General features: G+C 71.4%; 12 protein-coding genes. 5 read left to right on the forward strand and 7 right to left on the reverse strand.

Going from position 1 to position 16,599, the window contains the following annotated elements:
• Positions 1 to 34: 34 nt before the first annotated feature.
• From UW392_RS37530 to fabG, 4 genes are read right to left on the reverse strand one after another with little or no spacing between them, the layout of a single operon-like run.
• Positions 35 to 1,324 (reverse strand): MFS transporter, encoded by a 1,290-nt coding sequence (locus UW392_RS37530; protein ID WP_320779708.1) that lies wholly within the window; start codon positions 1,322 to 1,324, stop codon positions 35 to 37.
• A gap of 4 nt (positions 1,325 to 1,328) precedes the next feature.
• Entirely contained in the window at positions 1,329 to 1,805 is a 477-nt protein-coding gene (locus UW392_RS37535) for a MaoC family dehydratase (protein WP_320779709.1), read from the reverse strand.
• A complete protein-coding gene (gene fabI, locus UW392_RS37540; protein ID WP_320779731.1) occupies positions 1,802 to 2,608 on the reverse strand; it encodes an enoyl-ACP reductase FabI in 807 nt (268 codons plus the stop codon). Before fabI ends, UW392_RS37535 begins: the two co-directional genes overlap by 4 nt.
• Positions 2,605 to 3,312 (reverse strand): 3-oxoacyl-ACP reductase FabG, encoded by a 708-nt coding sequence (fabG, locus tag UW392_RS37545; protein WP_320779710.1) that lies wholly within the window; start codon positions 3,310 to 3,312, stop codon positions 2,605 to 2,607. Before fabG ends, fabI begins: the two co-directional genes overlap by 4 nt.
• 729 nt (positions 3,313 to 4,041) lie before the next feature.
• Here fabG and UW392_RS37550 point away from each other — a divergent pair.
• The 5 genes from UW392_RS37550 (at position 4,042) to UW392_RS37570 (ending at position 10,116) form a co-directional block, all read left to right on the forward strand.
• Positions 4,042 to 5,466 carry a class I adenylate-forming enzyme family protein gene (locus UW392_RS37550; protein ID WP_320779711.1) on the forward strand — a complete coding sequence of 475 codons (1,425 nt, stop codon included), beginning with the start codon at positions 4,042 to 4,044 and terminating at the stop codon, positions 5,464 to 5,466.
• Between the two features lie 43 nt (positions 5,467 to 5,509).
• Positions 5,510 to 6,793, forward strand: a complete 1,284-nt coding sequence (gene fabF / locus UW392_RS37555; RefSeq protein ID WP_320779712.1) for a beta-ketoacyl-ACP synthase II — start codon at positions 5,510 to 5,512, stop codon at positions 6,791 to 6,793.
• On the forward strand, positions 6,783 to 7,256 hold the full coding sequence (locus UW392_RS37560; protein WP_320779713.1) for an SET domain-containing protein-lysine N-methyltransferase: 474 nt from the start codon (positions 6,783 to 6,785) through the stop codon (positions 7,254 to 7,256). The genes fabF and UW392_RS37560 overlap by 11 nt, the downstream gene beginning before the upstream one ends.
• Before the next feature lie 70 nt (positions 7,257 to 7,326).
• On the forward strand, positions 7,327 to 8,886 hold the full coding sequence (locus UW392_RS37565) for a 5-guanidino-2-oxopentanoate decarboxylase (RefSeq protein WP_320779714.1): 1,560 nt from the start codon (positions 7,327 to 7,329) through the stop codon (positions 8,884 to 8,886).
• Between the two features lie 54 nt (positions 8,887 to 8,940).
• A complete protein-coding gene (locus UW392_RS37570; protein ID WP_320779715.1) occupies positions 8,941 to 10,116 on the forward strand; it encodes a Glu/Leu/Phe/Val dehydrogenase dimerization domain-containing protein in 1,176 nt (391 codons plus the stop codon).
• Between the two features lie 4 nt (positions 10,117 to 10,120).
• Here UW392_RS37570 and UW392_RS37575 read toward each other — a convergent pair whose 3' ends face one another.
• From UW392_RS37575 to UW392_RS37585, 3 genes are all read right to left on the reverse strand, one after another.
• Positions 10,121 to 10,723 carry an HXXEE domain-containing protein gene (locus UW392_RS37575; protein ID WP_320779716.1) on the reverse strand — a complete coding sequence of 201 codons (603 nt, stop codon included), beginning with the start codon at positions 10,721 to 10,723 and terminating at the stop codon, positions 10,121 to 10,123.
• Positions 10,724 to 10,727: 4 nt separating this feature from the next.
• A complete protein-coding gene (locus UW392_RS37580; RefSeq protein WP_320779717.1) occupies positions 10,728 to 13,523 on the reverse strand; it encodes a PEP/pyruvate-binding domain-containing protein in 2,796 nt (931 codons plus the stop codon).
• A 63-nt stretch (positions 13,524 to 13,586) separates the two neighbouring features.
• Entirely contained in the window at positions 13,587 to 16,496 is a 2,910-nt protein-coding gene (locus UW392_RS37585; RefSeq protein WP_320779718.1) for an AAA family ATPase, read from the reverse strand.
• Positions 16,497 to 16,599 lie beyond the last annotated feature (103 nt).

A 16,599-nucleotide genomic window follows, 5' to 3' on the forward strand; every position in this document is an offset into this window, starting at 1 on the left:
TTCGTCGGGTCGGGTACGCACCCGGTGGGCGCGCTCATCCGGCGGCACCTCGGCCGGTGTGTTCGACGGAGGGCCGCGGTGCGTCGGACAGGTTGTCGAACTCGCGGAGGCCGGGGAGCAGAGACGCACCCGTGACCAGCACGCAGAGCACCGAGGCGAGCAGGAAAAAGGAGGGGCCGGCGCCGAACCGTTCGACCAGCGGACCGCCGGCCAGGAAACCGATGGGGCCCGCCACGTATCCGCAGGAGGTCATGAGTCCCATGACCCGGCCCCTGGTCCGTTCGGTGGAACGCAGCTGTGTCGCGAGGTTCATCAGCGGGCTGATGGGCCCGTACGCGAGGCCGACCACCACGGCACCGGCCAGCAGCAGCGGGTAGGGCGGCAGCCAGGACATCGCGAAGAGACCCGCCGACGCGGTGAACATCGTCGCCGTGAACAGCGCGCGCTTCGGCAGGCGGTACCCCACGAATCCGTAGGCCAGCGCGCCCGCGATACCGCCGACCGTCATGGTGACGGTGAGCAGACCGAGCCGCTGGGGGGTGCCCTGTTCGTGGAAGTGGGCGGGCAGGACGATTCCGGAGATCGGCAGATAGATCATGAAGAGGAAGCTGCCCAGGAGACCCACCACGCGCAGGAGCCGGTCGTTCCAGACCGTTCTCAGCCCCTCCACCGCACCGCTGCCGACGGCGCGCCAGGAGGAGCCATCGGACAGATCCGCTCCGGGCGCGGAGGACGGAAGGCGCAGCCCGGCCTGGATGAGGGTGGCCAGCAGGGAGAGGCCCGCGGCGGCCCACAGCGGGGCCACCGCTCCGCCGAAGCCGATCAGCAGGCCGCCGAGGCCGGGTCCGGCTATCAGGGCGAAGCCCTTGGCCGACTCATGGACGCCGTTCGCCTTCTCCAGTGGCCATCCGGCCCGGGCGGCGGCAGTCGGCAGCATCGCCTTACGGGCGGTGACGCCCGACAGGTCGAAGACCGATCCCAGGACCGCCAGGGCCGCGAGCCACCACAGCGAGAACCCGAAGGCCGCGTCGGCCAGCGGCACGGCCGCGACGGACACCGCGGACAGCAGGTCGGAGCTGACTGCCGTACGCCGGCGGCCGAACAGGTCGACGATGGTTCCCGCGAAGAGGGCGCTCGCCAGCAGCGGCAGGGTGGACGTCGCGGAGACCACCCCGGCGTCGGCCGGGCTGCCGGTCCGCTCCAGTACCAGCCAGGGCAGGGCCAGAGTCACCATCCCGTTGGCCGCGGTGGAAGCCGTGGCCGCCAGTTCCAGAAGGACCAGTGGGGATGCCTTGGCCCTGGCCGGTCCCTCCGGCCCGGCCACCGTGTCACTCCCCACCGTCGGCCGGCCCCCCGTCCAGGTAGAGGGTGCTCTGCTCAGCGGTGCACGCGATGCGTCCGTCCTCCAACTCGATGGCGACCGAGATGACGACCTCCGTGAAACCCCGGGGGCGTGGCCGCACCGAGAGCAGGCGGACCGATGCCCGGAGCTTGGCGCCCACCGGCACGGGGGCGCGGAAGCGAACCCGGTCGACCCGGTGGTTGACGGCCTGGGCGACACCGCTGACCTCGAGCACCTCCGCGCTGAGCGCGGAGAGGAGCGACAGGGTCAGGAACCCGTGCGCGATGGTGGTGCCGTACGGGCCTTCGGCCGCTCGAGTACGGTCGACGTGGATCCACTGGTGGTCGTCGGTGGCCTCGGCGAAGAGGTTCACCTGGCGCTGGCTGATCCGACGCCAGTCACTCGTCCCCAACGGGCCGATGTGCGCGCCGAGTCGACTCAGCGTGGGGCGTAACGGGGTCACCGGACGGCCGTGACGTGCGCGGGACGGTCGCCGACTGCGTGGGCTCCGCCGTCGACGTGGATGATCTCCCCGGTGGTAGCCGGGAGCAGATCGGACAGCAGCACCACACAGGCGTTGGCCACCGGCTGGAGGTCTCGGGAGTCCCACCCCAGCGGCGCCCGTTCGGCCCAGCCGCCGTCGAAGGTGCCGGAGCCGTCCCCCGACGGGGAGATGCTGCGCGCCGCCAGGGTGTACAGCGGTCCGGCCGCGACGAGGTTGACTCTGATGCCCCGCTGACCGAGGTGCGAGGCGAGGTAACGGGAGCACGACTCCAGTCCTGCCTTGGCCACCCCCATCCAGTCGTAGCCCGACCAGGTCCGGCTGGCGTCGAAGTCGAGGCCCACCACCGAGCCGCCGCGGTCCATCAGCGGCAGCAGCGAGGTGGTGAGGGCCTGGAGGGAGTAGGCGGATACGTGGAAGGCGGTGGCCGCCTCCTCCCAGGTGGTGTCGAGGAACTTGCCGTCCAGCGCTCCGGGCGGAGCGTACGCGACCGAGTGCAGCACCCCGTCGATCCGACTGGCGTGCTCGCGTACCCGGTCGGCCAGCGTGTGCAGCTGCTCCCGGTCGGTGACATCGAGCTCCACCACCGGGGCGGGCTCCGGGAGCCGTTTGGCGATGCGCTGGACCAGGGACAGCCGGCCGAATCCCGTGAGGATCACCTCGGCTCCCTGCTCCTGGGCCTCGCGGGCGACCCGGAAGGCGATCGAGGACTCGGTGATCACACCGGTGATCAGCAGCGTCTTGCCCGTCAGCAGTCCCATCAGTGCCCCATTCCGATTCCGCCGTCCACCGGGACGACCGCCCCGGTGACGTAACCCGCCTCGCGGCTCGTCAGGAACCGGACGGCGGCGGCCACCTCGTCCGGCCGGCCGAAGCGGCGCAAGGGGGTCTGGCCGGCGGCTTCCTTCCGTGACCCCTCAGGGAGGGCAGCGGTCATGTCCGTCTCGATCCACCCCGGGGCCACGACGTTCACGGTGATGTCCCGGCCGCCCACCTCACGGGCCAGCGAGCGTCCCAGTCCGATCAGGCCGGCCTTGGCCGCGGCGTAGTTGGCCTGTCCGGCCGAGCCGGACAGGCCCGAGACGGACGAGATCAGCACGACTCGTCCGTGGCGTCGCCGGATCATGCCGCGCAGGGCCCGGCGGACGACGCGCGCCGTTCCCAGCAGATTGGTCTCCACCACGGCGCCGAGGTCGTCGTCCGACATCGTGACCAGCAGGCCGTCCCGGGTGATGCCCGCGTTGGCGACCAGTATCTCGACCGGACCGAACTCCGCCTCGACCTGCTTGAAGGTCTGCTCGACCTGCTCGGGGTCGGTGATGTCGCAACGCGCCGCGTTGATCCCGTCGGGCGGAGGATCGTTCCGGTACGTGGCCACCACCGTCTCACCCGCCTCGGACAGGGCCCGGACGGTAGCGAGTCCGATTCCTCGGTTTCCTCCGCTGACCAGGGTTGTGCGTCCCGGCATGAGAATTACTCCCCCGTAAAACAGACTCGCCTCGAATGCGCGTGTTCCGCATGGCGCCCAAATGAACAGCTCTCCAGCAGAAGGCGGCGGACGTGTCGCGAGTGCTATCGAAAATCACGATATCGAAGATCAACGACCGCGCAGATCAACGACCGCGAGACCGGATTGACATGGAAATCCCACCGCACTCGGCCCCCGTTGTGCGGCTCCGGGGAAATCGATTCGGTCGACTCAGCGACAGAATTCACCCCGGCGGCGGTGTAGTTCGTGGATCTAAGCAGAGGAGCAGGAGGGTGTCAAGCAGCTCCCAGCCCCTCGGATCGCAACCTCACACGGAAATGAATTGATCAAGAAACTGACCGCCGTACCGGCCGGCAGTGCGGATCAAAGCGTTCCGGATGATCGGGGGCGAGATGTTGTTGACGTGGCCGGATTGGTGAACCTAGGGTTACGCTCAAGCGGCTAATCGCGGCTCCCCCTGGGGCGCCCGGGCCGCAAACGGGGATTCACAGGAAGGCAAGGGGCGTTGCCCTGCAACCGCACGTGGGCACGTGTTTCATCGCGCATGTCCACGCGTTGCGTGTCCGACTTGCTTCCATTTTTCGGGGGACCGGCGAGGCCTTCCCCCTGAGCTCATCCTTCCGCTCCCTGTCGTGCCTGATCCTGCTCACCAAGCACACGCACTAGGGAAGGAAAAGTAGTCAGCACATGCCAGCGAAACTTCTGTCCATGGATTCCGTGCAGACATGGCCCCAGTTACAGGGCACGGCCTTAGGTGTGGTGGATGTGCTGCGGGAGGCGGGGGTGCGCCCCGGCGACAGGGTCGTTCTCAAGGCGGGCAACTCCGCCGGATCCGTCACCGTCCTCCTGGGACTCATACACATGGGAGCCTCCGTCGTCCTGCTCGACCAGCGGCAGCGGTCGGAGGACAGCGGCCGGGCCGCCGAGCAGGCCAGGGCCCGGCTCGCGGTCGTCGACGACGACGCGTCCCCCGTTCCCGGGCTACGCCGGCTCTACGTCTACGAGCTGCTGACCGCCGCCGCGGAACACCGGCCCGCGGACGAACGGATCCGCTTCGACCACTGGGAACGGCTGCCGGACGCCCTGATCGCCTGGTCCTCGGGCTCGACCGGCGAGCCGAAGGGCATCGTGAAGTCCGGACTGTCCGTGCTGCAGAACGTGCGCCGCACCATCGAGTTCATGGGCTACCGGGCCGGTGACGTGTTCCTTCCTCTTCTTCCCTTCTCCCACCAGTACGGGCTGTCCATCCTGCTGGCCGCATGGCTGGCCGACGCCTCGCTGGTGGTCGCTCCCTACCGGCGGCTCGACCGCGCGATACGCATGGCCGGGCAGGCCGGCGCCACCGTCGTCGACGCCACACCGGCCACCCACAGGAGCCTGCTCAACCTGGTCGAACGCCGCCCGGAGCTGGCCGCGGACCTCGGCAGCGTGCGGATGTACTGCACCGGCGGCGCCCCGCTCGACCGCGCGGCCGCCGACCGGTTCACCAAGACGTTCCGGCTGCCCCTGCTCGACGGTTACGGCAGCACCGAGATGGGCAACATCGCCGCCGCGACGCCCGACAACCCGGTCGGGGCCGGCCAGACGTTCCACGGCGTCGAGGTGCTGATAACCGACGACGACGCCGTTCCGCTGCCCCCGGGCACGGTCGGCGAACTCCGCATCCGCACACCTGACTCGTTCAGCGGTTATCTGAGCCCCGGCGGGGAGGTCGTCCCGGAGAGACCCGCGTGGTACCGGCCCGGAGACCTCGGCACGGTGGACGGCGCGGGCAATCTGTTCGTACTCGGGCGTAAGTCCGCGGTACACCGCATGGGATACACCCTCTATCCCGACATCATCGAGCGCAGAGCCTCCGGGTGCGGGGCTCCACTGAAGATCGTTCCACTGCCCGACGAGCGGCTGGGAAGCCGACTGGTGTTCCTGGTCGAAGATCCCGGGGGCGGTACGCCGCAGTACTGGCGCGAAAGGATCTGCGAACTGCTTCCGGCCTACGAGCAGCCGAACAGAGTCGTTGTGGTCGAGGAATTCCCGCTCAACCACAACGGGAAGACGGATTCGCGCCGCATGCTGAGGCTGGCGGAATCCACGGTCGACGACAGTGACGAAACCGCGACTCCCCTTTCCCTGTGACCGTAGCACTCCGTCGGAAGGGGTCTTATCGATGGGATCTCAAGTGGCATCGAAATCACAGGAGAGACGACGCGTCGTCATCACCGGCTATGGAGCTATTACGCCGGTCGGACTGACGGCGGACGAGTTCTGGGTGTCGCTCGTCGACGGACGCAGCGGGATCTCGGACATCGAGGGCTTTGACGCGTCCGACCTGCCCGTCCGCATCGGGGCCGAGGTCAAGGAGTTCGATTCCGGCGTCTATATGCCGCACAAGGTGTCACGCCGTATCGACGTCAGCACGCAATACGGCATCGCGGCGGCGATGCAGGCGGTTCAGCAGGCCGAGCTGGAGGTCGACGAGGAGCTCGCCCCCCGGGTCGGCGTCTATGTCGGTTCCTCGGCCGGCCCTGCCACGATGAACTACGACACCACCATCAAGCTGCACGAACGCGGGGCTCGTGCCGTCAGCCCGTTCTTCTTCGCCACCAGCGGCTCGGAGAGTTCGGCCGGGGAGATCGCGCTGTGGCTCGGTGCCTGTGGTCCGTCGGCGAGCCTGACCACCGCCTGCGCCTCGGGGGCCACTTCCATCGGCGAGGCGATGCGGCTGATCGAGTTCGGCGTGGCCGATGTGATGGTGGCCGGCGGCACCGAAGCTCCCGTCACCCGTCTCAACATCGCCGCGGCGGCGGCCTGCCGGGCGTTGTCCCGGCGCAACGACGACCCCGCCCGGGCCTGCCGTCCGTTCGACAGGGGCCGGGACGGGTTCGTCATGGGAGCCGGGGCGGGCGTTCTCGTCCTGGAGGAGGCCGAGCACGCGAAGGCACGGGGCGCCCGAATCCTTGCCGAGCTGGTCGGGTACGGAGCCACCACCGACGCGTACCACCTCACCGCCCCGCACCCCGAGGGACTGGGCACCAAGCGGGCCATGCGGATAGCCCTGGAGTCGGGAGGTCTCCGGCCCGAGGACGTCGACTACGTCAACGCCCACGGCACGAGCACCGAACTCAACGACAGGAGCGAGGTCGCGGCCATCCGGGAGGTACTGGGCGAACGCGCCCTGCACATCCCGATCAGTTCCACCAAGTCCATGACCGGCCACCTCATCTCGGGTACCGGCGCGGTCGAGCTGATCGCATCGGTGCAGGCGATCCACCACAATGTCGTGCCTCCCACGCTGAACTGCGAGGACCCGGAGGACGACCAGCTCAACTTCGTGCCGTCCGTGGCCCAGAAGTGGGACACCGACGTCGTGATGAGCAACTCATTCGGATTCGGCGGACACAACGCGGTACTCATTGTTCGTCGCTGGGAACAGGAAGGATCCAGTGCCACACATGCGGCTTGAATCTCACGTGCAGGAGACCTCGTTCCACGCCGGAGGCAAGGGGTACAACGCCCGGCGCGCGCTGAGAGTGGGAGACGTCGTCTCCCCGCTGACCGGCAGGATCAGGGTCGGGGAGCCCACGGTGTACAGCGTCCAGGTCTCCCGGAACGAGCACCTCGACCCCGAGAACCTCCACTTCCTGAACCACTCCTGCGTGCCCAACACCTTCCTCGACACCGAGGCGAGCCATGTGATCGCCATCCGGCCGATCGCCGAGGGCGAACCACTCAGCTTCTTCTATCCCTCCACCGAGTGGGAGATGGGCAACCCCTTCACCTGCGAGTGCGGCACCACCGCCTGCCTCGGCACCATCACCGGGGCTTCCGCGCTGCCGGCCTCGGTCCTGGAGCGCTATGCCCTCAATGCCCACGTCCGGGAACTGGTAGCGGAACGCGACGGTGTCGAGGCGCTCGTCACGGACTGACCGCACCACCGCGATCCCCGTGTCCCGGCGCGAGCGCCGGGACACGGGTGTACCGACCATGGGGGGAATCATGGCCACTGGCGGAGAGCTGCTGGTCTCGGCGCTGCGCGCCAACGGCGTCGAGGTGGTTTTCGGCATACCCGGCACGCACAACCTGGAGATCTACCGACACCTCGGACCCGGCCGGCTGCGCGTCGTCACACCTCGCCACGAGCAGGGCGCCGGATACGCGGCGGACGGGTACGCCCGGGTCGCCGGACGACCCGGTGTGGTGGTGACCACCAGCGGGCCCGGCCTGCTCAACGCCGCGGCCGCGGCCGGTCAGGCGTACTCGGACTCCGTACCGCTACTGATCATCTCGCCCGGCATGCCCTTGGACCACGACCGGGGATCCGGGCTGCTGCACGAGGTCAAGGACCAGTCGGCGGCCCTGGCCTCGGTCTGCGCGCAGAGCCGACGGGTCCGGACCCTGCCCGAAATGGTTCGCGTCCTGGCCGCCATGTTCACGGACTTCACGCTCGGCCGCCCCCGCCCGGTCCATCTGGAGATCCCCTACGACCTGCTCGCCCGCACCGCGGACATCACCGTACCGCCCGCGGTGCGGGCGCTGCCCGCGGCTCCTTCGGAGGCAGCGGTACGGGCCGCCGCAGCGACGCTGTCCGAGGCCCGGCGGCCGGCCCTGGTGGTGGGCGGCGGAGCCCGGGGCGCGGCCGCCGACGTGCGCGCGCTCGCCGAACTCCTCGGCGCACCGACGGTGACCACCGCCAACGGCAAGGGGGTGCTCCCGGAGAGCCATCCGCTCTCCCTCGGAGCCGGGCTCCACCTGCGCGAGGTGCGGGAGTTCCTGCACGGCGCGGACGTTGTCCTCGCGGTCGGCACCGAACTCGCCGAGACCGACTCCTGGGACGAGCCGCTCCGCTTCGGCGGTCGGCTGATACGGGTGGACCTCGACGCGGACCAGTTGCACCGGCCGTTCGCCGCGCACCCCTTGGCCGGTGACGCGGCAACCGTCCTGGCCGGACTGCGGCGGGCCGTCGGAAACCGGTCCGCGACCCCGTCCCTGGATGCCCGGTCGGCCCGGTCCGCCGTCACCGCGTACGGCGCACGCTGGCGGCCGATCGCCGAGGCCCTGCGGGCGGCGCTTCCCGAGGACGCCGTACTCGTCAACGACAGCGCGCAGGTCTGCTACTTCGGTGCGCTGACCGGCTTCGCCGTGGAACGCCCCGGCCAGTTCCTCTATCCGACCGGTTTCGGCACCCTCGGGTACGCACTGCCCGCGGCCATCGGCGCGGGCATCGGCGCACCGGAACGCCCGGTGGCCGTGCTCACCGGAGACGGCGGACTCCAGTTCACGGTCAACGAACTGGCGACGGCGGTGGAAGCCGGCCGGCCGCTCCCTGTGGTGGTGGTGAACAACGGTGGTTACGGCATGATCCGTCAGGAGATGGCGGAGCGGGGCTGCCCCCCGGTCGGCGTCGACCTGCACGGTCCGGACTTCCCGGCGCTGAGCCGGGCGTACGGCGGTGCCGGGGCACATGCCGCGAGCCCCGCCGAGCTGCGGGACGCCGTGGGGAAGGCCCTCACCACACCGGGGCCCACCGTCATCGAGGTTCCCGAGCCGCTCGGTTGACGCCTCGCTCCATCGGCCCGTCCAGCCATCCGCTCCAACTCCTCCGGAGGAGCCGTGAACCGAACCCCCTATCTGCAGCTGACCTGGTACGACGAGCAGACCGACGCGCAGGGCTATCTGGTGATCGACCGGCTGCTGCGCGGCGTCGCCAGCGGTGGTCTCAGGATGCGCCCCGGCTGCACGCTGTCCGAAGTCACCGACCTGGCCAGGACCATGACGCTCAAGGAGTCGCTGGTGCACCAGCCCGGCGACCGGTATCTGCCCTTCGGCGGCGCCAAGGGAGGCATCGACTTCGACCCGTCCAGCCCGGAGGCACCAGGGGTCCTGACCCGGTTCCTCGGTGCGGTCAGCCCCCTGGTGGAGACGTACTGGGCGGTCGGTGAGGACCTGGGCACCCGGCAGGAGGACATCGACGCGGCGGTGACCGCCGCCGGGCTGCGGTCCTGTGTCCACCCGGCGCTCCGTCACGTGCCCGATGGTGCGGAGGCGGGACTGCGCCGGATCGACCACGCCTTCGCGATCCGGATCGACGGGCTCGGCCTGGGCGACACGGTCGGTGGCTACGGCGTGGCCCAGGCGGTACTGGCCACTCTGGCGGAGACCGACGAGAACCCGGTGGGGCTCACCGCCGTGGTGCAGGGGTTCGGTTCGATGGGCGGCGCCGCGGCGCGCTATCTGGCCCGTGCCGGCATGCGCGTGGTCGCCGTCGTCGACCAGGACGGCGTAGTGGCCGACCCGGACGGCCTGGACGTGGAGACGCTGCTGGCCCGTCGCAGCTCCGCGGGTCTGGTCGACCGCGACCGGCTGCCTCCCGGCGCCCGACTGCTGCCGGGCGACGAGTGGTTGTCGGTGGCGTCGGACGTCCTGGTCACCGCCGCCGCCTCCTACGCCGTGGACGACGCCAACGAGGACGAGGTGCGCTGCGGCTATCTCGTCGAGGCGGCCAACGTCTCCGTACTGCCGAGCGCCGAGAGGGCCCTGTTGAAGCGCGGGGTGATCGTGGTCCCGGACTTCCTCGCCAACTTCGCCGCGAACAGCTGGTGGTGGTGGACCCTCTTCGGGGACGTCGACGCGGACGCGGGCGAGGCACTGGCGAAGATCGACAAGACCATGTGGCGGCTCGTCGAGGACGTCTTCGCCGAGGTCCGCGCCACCGGCCTGAGCCCCCGGGCGGTGGCGAGCCGTCTCGCGGAACGCAACCACGCCCACGTACACCACCTTTCGGGCTGAGTGGCTACGCTCCGTCCCCCATCGGCCGGGTCCGGCCGGCCCGGCGCGGTGCCGCCGGGCGGCCGGACGCCCTCCTCCGGGCCAGTCGCCGGCCTCCGTAGGCAGCCGCGTGCACGCCGAGGATGCCGAGCGGGAACATCATGGCGCTGCTCACCACGTTCCGTGTGTCGACCTCCCGGAGCACTCCGCCGCGCCGCAGCTCGCGCCAGGCCCAGAGGGAGAACGGGGCGACCACCAGCGGGGCGGTGATCACGCCGGGTGTGTAGCGGCGCAGGACGGCGCTCTGGGCGACGTGGGTGACCGCGTGCAGGCCGAATCCGGCCAGCACGGTCTGGAAGAACGGCGACTGTCCCCCGGTCCTGGCTCCGTCGGCCGACGCGGCACCGACCACCAGACCCATCAGGCCGATGGCGGTGGCCGTGTGCCCGGGCGACACGCTCATCGCGGACCACACCCGTTCGGGAACCTTCGGGAAACTGTCCCGCAACCGGTCCACCTGGGTCGCGGCCCAGGCAGGCATGGTGGCCAGCTCCTCGAGGTCGTGCACCGCGAAGGCGGCCAGCAGCCCCCAGGTGACCGCCGGGGATACGCCCCCGGATTCCGCCATGTGCTCAGGCATACCGCTCCCATGAGTCCGCCGTCTCCCCGGCCGGTACGCCGGGCCCGGCCTGCCCGGCCTGCCCGGCCTGATCGTCGGTCCCGACCGACACCGTGCCCAGGAATCCGTTCACGGTGAGTTCCTGCCCGTCCGACACGGCGGAGAGCAGGCCCGGCACGCCGACCACCGCCGGAATGCCGTACTCCCGCGCCACCACGGCACCGTGCGAGTTCACTCCACCGGTCTCCAGCACCACGCCGCCCGCCGTGAGGAAGAGCGGGGTCCAGCCCGGGTCGGTCGACGGTGCGACCAGGATCTCCCCCGGCTGCAGGTTGACGCCAACCGGGTCGTACACCACCCGGGCCGGGCCGGTGGCGGTGCCGGCCGACGCGGCTGCGCCGAGCATGGTGCCGTCGTCCGCGGGGGCGAGGGTGGGCTCCGTGCCGTCCGAAAGCAGCACCCGGGGCACGTGGCGGCGCAGGTTCTCCCGGGCGAACTCCTCGCGTCGCGGCCCGATCCGGTCGCGTACGTCCGTCCCCGCCAGGGCCTGTGCGATCTCGGGCAGATCCAGGAAGCAGACGTCGTCGGCCGCGTCGAGCCGCCCGTCGGCGGCCAGTTCCCCGCCGATCAGCAGCAGTTCTCGCCGTGCCTGTGCCATCAGCAGGACGGAGTAGAACTTGGTGACCTCGCGCAGCCCCAACAGCTGCCGGGCACGCCGGATACCGAAGCGGACCACGGCTGCCGGCAGCCTGCCGCGCTTCCGGGCGCGGGCGACCAGTTCCCGCGCGGTCCGCTCGGCCAGTTCCGCGCCGTCGGTGAACTGTTGCTCGGGGGAGGTGGCGTCCGGAGCCAACGCCAGGTAGCCGGCGAGGACGCCGAACAAGTGGGCCGGGGCATCGGCCCACCGGGGCGCCCCGACGTCGATCTCGGCCACCGCGCGGTGACCGAACTGGTCGAGGAAGGCTTGCATTCCCTGTTGGACCATGGGGGGCAGAGTGCCGTTCCGGTACGCCCCCGCCAGTTCGTCGGCGGAGGAGTTCCGCAGCAGACGGGCGTCGTCCGGTTGCTTCCGGATCCGGTCGGCGAGCTGCCACAGGGCGAGGTCCATCTCGGTGGTGACATTGTGGGGCAGGCCACGCAGCAGTGCCAGGCCCTCCTCCTCGGACACCTCCTCCCCCAGCTGCTTCAAGGCGATCCCGAGGGCCGCGCCCCCGACGGCCGGGATGGGCACCATGCGGGGGAAGACAGCCGGAATCCCCTCCAACAGGATGCGCCGCGCGGTCTCCAGGCGCTGCTGCGGCCGGACGGCGCCCGGGAGCACGAAGCGCTCTGCCTGGCGGGCGCCCACCCGGGCGACCCGGTCGCGGGCCGCAGCGGGCCGGAACACGGCCTCGGCCACTCGCAGCGGCACCCCGGCGCGGAGGGCGATCCGCCCGAGCCGTCTGACCAGTCCCGTTCTGGACGAGTCGGTCAGCGTGAAACGGGGGTCCTCGAAGAGGTCGTCGACGAGCTTGGCCGTCTGGTTGTCCACCATCTTGAGCAAGCCAGGGAGCACAGCACGGCCGCCCGCCCCGCGCAGGGCGGTGGTGATGTCGAGGAACATGCGGTTGCCGGACTCGGCGTAGGCGCTGGGTCCCTCGTACAGGTCGGGGACCGGCAGCCCGGCGAGCCGTGCCATGCCGGAGGCGACCAGCCGGAGGCCGGACAGTCCCACCGGGGTCAGCGGTCCCTGAATGCCCTGCCAGACCATGCTGTAGCAGAAGTAGGCCCGGACCTCCTCGTTCCCGCGGGCGTTGGTGACGGGCAGCGGGTAGAGCGTGGTGACGGCACGGGACTGGGTGAGCCAGAACCGGCCGTCCGCGTCCAGCGTCCATTCGACGTCCTGCGGGCTGCCGAAGAGCCGCTCGGTCTCCCGGCCGAGGGCGACCAGGGCGCGCAGCTCGTTCTCGTCGAGACAGGCGTCGGCCGCCGCTCCGGGGCCGGCGGGTTCGACGTGCTCCGTGCCGCCGCCCGGCAGCGGGCGGATCGCCAACTGCTTGTCACCGAGCCGACGCTCGACCACCTCGTCCTTGTCGGTGTCCACGACGAAGTGGTCGGGGTTGACGGCGCCGGAGACCACGGCCTCGCCCAGCCCGGGGGCGGCGTCGACGGTGACCCAATGGCGCCGTCCGGAGACCGGGTCGGCGGTGAACATCACGCCGGCCACCCGTGCGCCGGCCATCCGCTGGATGACGACGGCCAGCCGTACGCTGCGGTGGTCGATGCCGTTCGTGACACGGTAGGTGACCGCCCGGTCCGTCCACAGGGAGGCCCAGCAGCGGCGGACGGCGTCAAGAACCGCATCCTCGCCCACCACGTTGAGGAAGGTGTCCTGCTGTCCTGCGAAGCTCGCCGACGGCAGGTCTTCGGCGGTCGCGGACGACCGCACCGCCACGGGCACGTCGTCCCCCAGATCCCGGTACTCGGCGGTCACGGCCTGGGTGACGGCATCCGGGACCGGGGCGCCCCGTACGGCCTCACGGATCCGCTCCGCCAGTTCGGCGAGCTTCGCCGTGTCGCCGGCCGGGACCTCGGACAGTGCGTCGACCAGCACGGCGAATCGGGGTTCCTCGGTCACCCGGCGGTAGGCCTCCGTGGTGACGCACACGCCATCCGGCACCTGCATGCCCGCAGCGATCAGCGCTCCGAGGTTGACTGCCTTCCCGCCGACGAGCGCCGACGCGCCGGAGCCGATCCGGTCCAGCGCGACGACCACGGGCGGCCGGCCGTCGGCCGGTCGTGCGATGGCCGCCGGGTGTACCTCACTCATGATCCTCTGTGCCTTCCGTCGCGCCAGGGGGTCATACCAGTGCAGCGTCCGGGCGCGCGGCGGTCATCGTGGTCGCCCCGCAGGAATATCCGTACCCTCGCCCGTGGGGGCGGCGCCGTCGTCCTCCGGGAACCCGTCGGCGGCGAACTGCCGCAGGGCCTCCGGCAACTGGCTCCTGCCGCGGATGCCGAGCTTGCGGTACGCGCTCGTCAGGTGCGCCTCCACCGTCCGGCGGGCGAGGAACAGGTGCTCGGCGATCCCTTGATTGGTGGCCCCGTCCGCGGCCAGCCGGGCCACCCGCCACTCCGCCGGGGCGAGCGGTGAGAATCCCGCCGACCGGCTGATCCGGGGCCGACCGCCGACCGCCAGCAGTTCCTCCCGGATCCGCCCGGCCAGCCGGTCCGCCTCACACTGTCCGGCCAGCCGGTATGCCTCCGTCAACGCGTCCCGGGCCGGGTCGTGGGAGCGCCGGGACCGGTGCAGCCCGCCCTGGGCCAGCAGGGTGCGGGCCGACTCCAACGGGAATCTCTGGTCCGCCAGCAGCGACAGCGACTCCTCGACGTCGGCAAGGCCCTGGTCACCGCCGCGCAGCACACCGCGTCGGCGCAGGGCCACCGCCAGGGCGCGCGGCGCGCCCCAGGCGCGGGCCAGCCGAACTTCCTCGTCGGCGAGCGGATGCGCCTCGTCGGCCCGGCCGAGGCGGGCCAGGGCCAGCGCCGCCGCGGACCGCCAGGGCGACATCGCCGGGTTGAGGCAGCCGATGGCGAGCAGCCGCCGTCCGGCCTCCAGCAGGTCTGCCAGCCCCGCGCTCACATCACCCTCGACCACCCGCAGCCGGCCCCGGCCGGCAAGCGCGAGGTCCGCGACCCACAGCCGGGGAACCTCCCCGCCCGGCTCGCCCACGAGAGGTTCGAAGGCCGCTGTCGACTCCCCGCCGCACTCCTCCGCCAGCCGCATGGCGACGATGGACGGACCGGCCGCCCACACGTCCCAGGGGCGCTCGCGGGCCAGACCGACCGCGGTGGCGGTAAGCCTTCGGGCCTCGGCCAGCCGGCCCGCGTTCACCGCGACGAGGGCGTGCAGCCACAGCGCCGTGTACCGCGGCAGGGGGGCGTTCCACCGTTCCGCCTCCTCGGCGGCACGCCCGAACACCCGATCGGCCGCCGTGAGGTCATCCGCCCACAGCAGGATCGACCCGATGGCCAGCCAGCCCATACTGCTCTCGTCGGTCGGTTCGGGGCCGCTGGACAGGGCATCGTGAATGCCGCCGACCAGTTCTCCGGACGTGTGGCAGGCGAAGGCTCCGGCGAGCGCCCGTGAGGCCCGCGAGAGCCGCACCGCGCGGGCGGGCAGCAGCGGGGCCTTCTGCCGCGGCAAGCCGGTCCAGTCGCTCCCGTCGACGGACCGGTGACGGGCACGGGCGGTGTCGTCGTCGCTGAGGACGAGGAAGAACAGTTCGGCGGCCGCGCGCCGGACCAGCTCGTGGCTGCTGCGCAACGGGGTCTGTTCCAGTTCGGCCCACAGCACGCGGTGGCCCTCGGCAGCCTCCCCGGTGATCGCCAGGGCGTGGGTGAGCCGCAGGGTCCACAGCAGCCTCTCCTCCGGGGAGTCGGCCCCGGCCACCGCCGGCCGCAGGTGCTCCACGGCGGACCGGGGGTCCCGGTACAGCTCCGCGAGCCCCAGGTCGGCCAGGATCTCCGCCCGGTCCTCGTCGGTCGGCGGCTCTTGCAGTGCGCGCCGCAGCAGGCGGGCGGCGTACGGGTAGCGGCCCGCGGCCAGCATGCGGCGACCGGATGCCTGAAGTATCCTCACGTGCCGGGCGTCACCCTCCGGGAGAACAGCCAGCAGATGCCCGGCCGCCTCGTTCAGCGTCTCGGGCCGACCGACCAGCACCCGGGCGGCCAGGCTCTCCGCGCGGTGCCGCTCCGAGGGACGCATCCGCGCTCTGACGGCCCGGCGCAGCGCTTCGGGCGCGATCAGCACACCGTCGGAGCCGGCCACCAGATAGCCCAGTCGCTCCAGGACGGCCAGGGTGTCGGCGGACTCGGCGGGCTCCAGGTTCAGCAGCCGGGCGGCCTGCCGGGCCGGCACCGGGCTGCGTAATACCGACAGGACCCTCAGCGCATGCGCCGTGGCTTCGCCGTGCCGGGCGGCGCGGGAGAGGGCGGCGCTGGCCACGGCGGGCGGTTCGCATCGCCGTACCGCCTGTTCGGGCGTCTCCCCCGGCGTGGCGCGGGAGGCCATGCGCAGCACCTCGACGACCAGGCCCGGCACCCCGCCCGTCACCTCGAGGCAGGCCTGCACCACCGCCTCTCCGCCGTCACCCAGGAACTCCTGCCCGAGCGCGGTGACTTCGCTCCGGCCCAGCGCGGGAGGCGACCACCACAGCCGTCCGGGTGCGTTCACCACGTCCATGAGCAGCTGTTCGGCGCCGGACCGCTCCACGGGGTCGACGGAGACGGCCAACAGCAGGGGCAGCTGGTGCAGCCTGCGCACGAGCTGCCCGAGGAGCCGCAGCGACGGGGGGTCGCACCAGTGCACGTCGTCGACGGCGAGCACCAGGGGCCGTTCGACCGCCCGCTCCGCGATCAGCCAGTACAGCCGCTGAAGGGTCTCCCACGAGTCGCCCTCGCGCACGGCGGCGAACCAGTGCTCGTCGCGGACCTGGAGCCGGTTCCGCACCGGGGATGCGTCGGCGGGCCCGGGGAGCGCGTCGAGCACCTGTCGTACCAGGCCCCAGTCGAAGGCCGACTCGTCCCGCCCGCACCGCACCAGGGCGGCGTCCGTCCGCCCCCGCCGCCGCGCGGACGCGACCAGGCGCCCAAGAGCGGTGCTGCGCCCGTGGCCCGGCCCGCCCTCCACCACCAGCAGCCGCGACTCCCCCCTCTCGAGCCCGTCCAGCAGCTCACCGGCACCTCCGGGGCCGACGGGATCACGTCCTTCCTGCGTACCCTCACCGTCCGAATCGAACATGACGGCACGCTATACGGTCGCTGCGGCCCATCTCGCCGAATATGACGGTTAGTTCGCGTACCGGTACGTGTAGCCGCTGCGGTGATCGCCGGGAGATACCTGT

Source organism: Streptomyces sp. CRN 30, assembly GCF_034105845.1.